Below are 5,276 nucleotides of genomic sequence, written 5' to 3' on the forward strand. Positions count from 1 at the left end.
TAACCACATGTAGTGGGCTAAACGCTAGATCAGGTAGTTGCCTGAAGATCAGGCAATGCCTGTGGGGGCTACCGACTCCCAACTCCGGACTAATATTCAATTACGAATGAGGGAATTACGAATTACGAATGAACGCGAAGCGACTACGGTCTACCGACTACCGACTCCGGAATAATATTCAATTACGAATGGGCCAATTACGAACCGACCAAAGGGAGCTCTGCGTAAGCTAATTACGAATGAACGCGAAGCAACTACGGTCTACAGACTACCAACTCCGGACTAATATTCAATTACGAATGGGCCAATTACGAACCGACCAAAGGGAGCTCTGCGTAAGCTAATTACGAATGAACGCGAAGCAACTACGGTCTACAGACTACCAACTCCGGACTAATAGACGAATGGCTTCGCCCAACTCGTAACTCGTAATTCTCAAACTCGTAATTAACTTACGCAAAGCGACTACGGACTACAGACTACTAACTCCGGACTAATAAACGAATGAGGAAACCGACCATAAAACCATAAAAAATGAACACTTTCATCGATCAACTTTTCGCCCAATTCCCCACTCAAAATGCCCCAGGGCTTGCTTTGGCAGTAATACAAAAGGGGCAGTGTGTATTACAACAAAACTACGGGCTTGCCAACCTTGCCGAAAACACCGCCATCAGCTCAAGTACTGTGTTTGACATTGGCTCTACCGCAAAACAGTTTACTGCAGCTTGTGTGGCTTTGTTGATAGAAAATGGTGATTTGAACCTGGAAGACAACGTACAAACGTTTGTAAGCAACCTGCCCGATTATGACTACCCTTTGCAAATAAAACATTTGATTTACCACACCAGTGGGCTAAAAGACTACCTTGAACTCGCCCATTTGCGGGGAATGGATGAACACGCCCATTATAATACTGCCTATGCCTTGCAATTACTTTTGCATCAACCCGACCTTAACTTTGTGCCAGGCGACGAAGAGAGGTACAGTAACTCTAACTACTTGTTATTGGGGTACATAGTGGCACAAGTAAGCGGTCAATCGTTACGGGAGTTTGCTCACCAGCATATTTTTGAGCCATTGGGTATGCACAATACCCATTTCCACGACTATTTTGCCGAAATTACTCCTCATAAAGCTGTAGGCTATTTACCTGACCCTAAAGGTGGTTATCAAGAATTTACCTCTAAAATAGACGTGGTAGGTGATGGGGGGCTCTATACTACTATAGAGGATTTAATACGTTGGGATCAGAATTTTTATGACAACCAGTTGGGCGAACAAAATTCTGACTTGATAAAGCTCATGACTACACCAGGCAGGCTCAACGATGACACCGCTTTTGAGTATGGATTTGGACTTATACTGGGCAAACATCAAGGCAAAACTATACAACGCCACGGGGGGGCTTTTGCGGGCTATTGTGCCGAATTGCTTCGGTTTCCAGAAGAAAAACTATCTGTAATCATATTAGCAAACCTTGCCACCCTATCGCCTTGGACTATAGCTGAGCAAGTAGCAGAGGTATTTCTGGGCAATGCTCCTTTGCCTCCAGTGGCTTTGACAACTACCCACTCTCCTGCCACCCCTGCGCTCCAACTGCCCAAAGAACTATTAACACAATACACTGGAGGTTATGACCTGGGGGCAGCTACTCCCCTAGAGGTCATTCAAGAAGCAGGACAGCTATTGTTAAAATATGGTGCTGAAGATATTTTACAACTCACTCCACAAGCTGAAGGTGTTTTTACAGAACCTGAATACAATATTATAATAGAGTTTAAGCAATCGAAAGGTGCAAGGGTACCCTTTATGGTATTCAAGACTCCCGATCAGGAAATTATTGCTGCCAAGGTACCCATCAGTCATCATGTAGATGTAGAAATGCTCAAGCCCTACACAGGCAGTTACTATTGTGCAACGCTCAAAGTGGTGTACGATTTATTTGTCACTGAAAAAGGGCTACAATTGAGTATAGACTTCAGCCCACCTTTTTTATTGCACCTTACCGATACCGACTTCGCTGAAGGTACAATTGGCTCGTTTCGTTTTTTTCGCAATAACGACCACTCCATCAGAGAATTTACCCTCAATACAGGTAGGGCAGACTATCTTCAGTTTATCAAGCTATAGTTGCTTTGTTATAAAAGTTTGGCAATTGCACTCTAAGAAAAATAATATAACTACTAAAAAAATCATTGCCATTATTTTATTTCGCATAAAACCTTTATACTTATGTGATTTTTACCTAAAAAAAACGAACTTTGTTAGTAGACTTTCGTGATAGATTAATAGGGTTTATGAGCAGAAAATATTTATACATCAATTGATTATAACAAACCTCTCCAACCCTTACTCTTTATATTGGTGAATTAAATGAAGCAAATCTTAATTATATACGGTCCTCCTTATTCTGGCAGCAGTCATACTGGCTTGCAAATAGCAGATTACTACAAAGGCGTATCTTTATCAGTAAGTGATTTGATGCGTAAAGAAGTAAGAGAAAAAAGCAAGTTGGGTAGTTTATTGTCCAGTTATATTCAAAAAGGTCAGGTAATTCCCCTCTCAGTTACTGAGCAACTATTATACGAAAGCTTCAAACAACACCAAAACGAAGAGCTACTCGTTTTTATCAACTTCCCCAAAAACACTTCTGAGGCAGAATCTGTTGCCGAAATAGCCCCTCTGTTTGGCTACCAAAACATCAACACTGTATCGCTGGTCATTAACGAGCAAATGATTATTGAACGCATGCAACAAGCCAATACCCATGATGTAGAAGCCATCTGGGAAAAGCTAGAGAGTTATTATACCAACATTTCGTTTGTAATCAATCATTATGAAGAAACAGGTATCCTGCAGGTCATTGATTTTAGCGAAAATGTAAACTTTCTGGTAGAAGAAATCAGTAAGTCGACTGGTCTAAAGGGCACCTCCTAATATTTTTTTCGTCTACTCTAGTCACTTTGCCCTAATTTTACTTTTTTATATAAACTATTCGCCCTATATTTGTAATATCATTTAGGGAAAGGCTACCTATATTGCCTATGTCCACTATGTTTGATAAAAAGTAAAATTTAAACTGGTAAAGATGGCGTCTACCAAAGAAAAAATAGTACAGATGGCGATTGAGATATTCAACAAGAAGGGGATCAAAAATACCACTTCGCGTGATATTGCCGATGCACTGGAGATTAGCCGGGGAAATTTATCATACCATTACAAGTGCAAGACTGACTTGATCGAAGATGTATATAAATACATTTTTGAATCGAAGGAAATAGAAATATTGCCCAATGGCTTGGTAACATTGCACCATTTTCACGCGCTTTTTAAGCAAATGATTGATTTTCAGGATCGTTACCGTTTTTTCTTTTTAGATATTATAGAAATACTACGCGACTACCCCACAGTGGGCAAGCTATACCGCGAACGTGCCCATCGCCGAACGGCACAAGGCAGGGCTTTGATCAATTACTATATAGGCAGTGGGTTGTTTCAGCCCGAACCTATTCCAGGCATTTATGACCAACTCTCTAACACAGTTTGGATTGTACGTGTATTTTGGCTCAACCAAGTGTGGATCAAACAAGAATGCAAAAGAGACGGCACAGTGGCGATGGATAAAAAACGAGCGTTGGAGTCTATCTGGATGCTACATTACCCACACCTGACCGATAAGGGGAAGGTAGAATACTTTGAAATAATGAAGCTGGTAGCAAAGCCAGCTTCTTAAAAGATACAACACTATACACTTAAATATCAGTCATCCTTCTTCTGCTGGCTATCGTCAATATCAGGTTATTTATACCAACAAAATTGGCTACAAGCCAAAAAAATTTAGAACATATTAAAGAACATTAAAATTTCACAGGTTGTGAGACACAAAGAAACACTATGGACAAGAGACTTCGTATTGTTCTGCTTGTCGTACTTGCTCATGGCAGCCGGGTTTTATTTTTTACTTCCGGTATTGCCTCTATATGTTACTCAAGTACTCGAAGAAGATAAAACAAAGATTGGTTACATCATAGGTTTATATGCACTGTCGGCTTTGTTGATCAGGCCATTTAGCGGCTACGCGCTCGACACCTTCGGGCGTCGCAAAGTCTACATCATATCTATGGTATTGTATGCCTTTTCTATGTTTTTGTATAGCTATGCCACTACCTTTTTACTTCTTTTAAGTTTACGTTTTCTGCACGGCTTTACCTGGGGCATGGTCACTACCGGCGGGGGAACCATTCCGGCTGACCTTGTCCCTGCCCGTCGCAGAGGCGAAGGCATAGGTTATTTTGGGCTTTCGGTTACACTGTCGATGGCACTGGGCCCTTTGGCGGGGCTTTGGATACTGGGCAACAACAACTTCTCGCTGCTATTTTATATAGGCTTTGGGGTTTCTATAGCATCGCTGATACTTGCCTATATGGTAAAGTACCCCAGCATTGCCCAAACAACCATCGAAAGCAAACAAGTGGCTCCTGCCCCCCGCAAAAAAGGGCAAATGTTTGAGGCAAAAGCAAGCCATGCATCAGTAGTGGTGTTTTTATTTGGCTTTGCCTATGCCAGCATATTTGCTTTTGCGGCAGTATATGGCACCGAAACAGGTGTGGGACACAGTGGCATGTTTTTTCTGTTGCTGGCAATCGGAGTAAGCATTTCGCGCCCTTATGCGGGCAAACTAATGGATAAAAAAGGCCCCCAACAAATTATGCTATTAAGTTTTATATTGGGCTTTGTAGGCTTTTTGTTGCTGTCTGCCACCGGGCACAGCCTGGTAGTATACCTCACGGCTGGTTTTATCATAGGCTTGGGTTGTGGGTCTATTATTCCTACCCTGCAAACAATGGTCATGAATATGGTAATACCCGAACGCCGTGGAGTAGCAAACGCTACTTATTATGCGGCGGTTGACTTGGGCATTGGCTTAGGCTCGATCATACTGGGCTACGTTGCCGATTGGGCTTCTACTGCTCAAATGTTTCAGTTTTGCGCCCTGATGTTTGTATTTGCCGGCATTTACTTTTTTTCTATGGCAATCAAGCATTACCTCCGCAACAGTATTGCGCTTAACTAAATTCGCATTAATTATGGATTAATATTATAGATTAATGAATCAATGACCAAACCCGATGCTTCTTTTAGAGGTGTTGGGTTTTTTGTTGTTATTTGCTCCAATATATTTTATCTTAGGAACGATGAGAAATTAAATTACCATTCTTGAGGTAGAGGTTTTGTTTTGAGACGAGGCTATTTTTTGCGCCCATAGCAGCGCT

General features: G+C 41.6%; 4 protein-coding genes. All 4 read left to right on the forward strand.

Going from position 1 to position 5,276, the window contains the following annotated elements:
• Nucleotides 1–534: 534 nt before the first annotated feature.
• The 4 genes from Q0954_RS32670 (at nt 535) to Q0954_RS32685 (ending at nt 5,077) form a co-directional block, all read left to right on the forward strand.
• On the forward strand, nt 535–2,133 hold the full coding sequence (locus tag Q0954_RS32670) for a serine hydrolase (protein WP_299465818.1): 1,599 nt from the start codon (nt 535–537) through the stop codon (nt 2,131–2,133).
• A 243-nt stretch (nt 2,134–2,376) separates the two neighbouring features.
• Complete coding sequence (locus Q0954_RS32675; RefSeq protein ID WP_299465821.1) at nt 2,377–2,940, forward strand: nucleoside monophosphate kinase; 564 nt, start codon at nt 2,377–2,379, stop codon at nt 2,938–2,940.
• Nucleotides 2,941–3,091: 151 nt separating this feature from the next.
• Nucleotides 3,092–3,736 (forward strand): TetR/AcrR family transcriptional regulator, encoded by a 645-nt coding sequence (locus Q0954_RS32680; RefSeq protein WP_299465824.1) that lies wholly within the window; start codon nt 3,092–3,094, stop codon nt 3,734–3,736.
• A gap of 141 nt (nt 3,737–3,877) precedes the next feature.
• A complete protein-coding gene (locus tag Q0954_RS32685) occupies nt 3,878–5,077 on the forward strand; it encodes an MFS transporter (RefSeq protein ID WP_299465827.1) in 1,200 nt (399 codons plus the stop codon).
• The last annotated feature ends 199 nt before the right edge of the window (nt 5,078–5,276 follow it).

This window comes from uncultured Microscilla sp. (genome assembly GCF_947493425.1).
Lineage (GTDB): Bacteria > Bacteroidota > Bacteroidia > Cytophagales > Microscillaceae > Microscilla.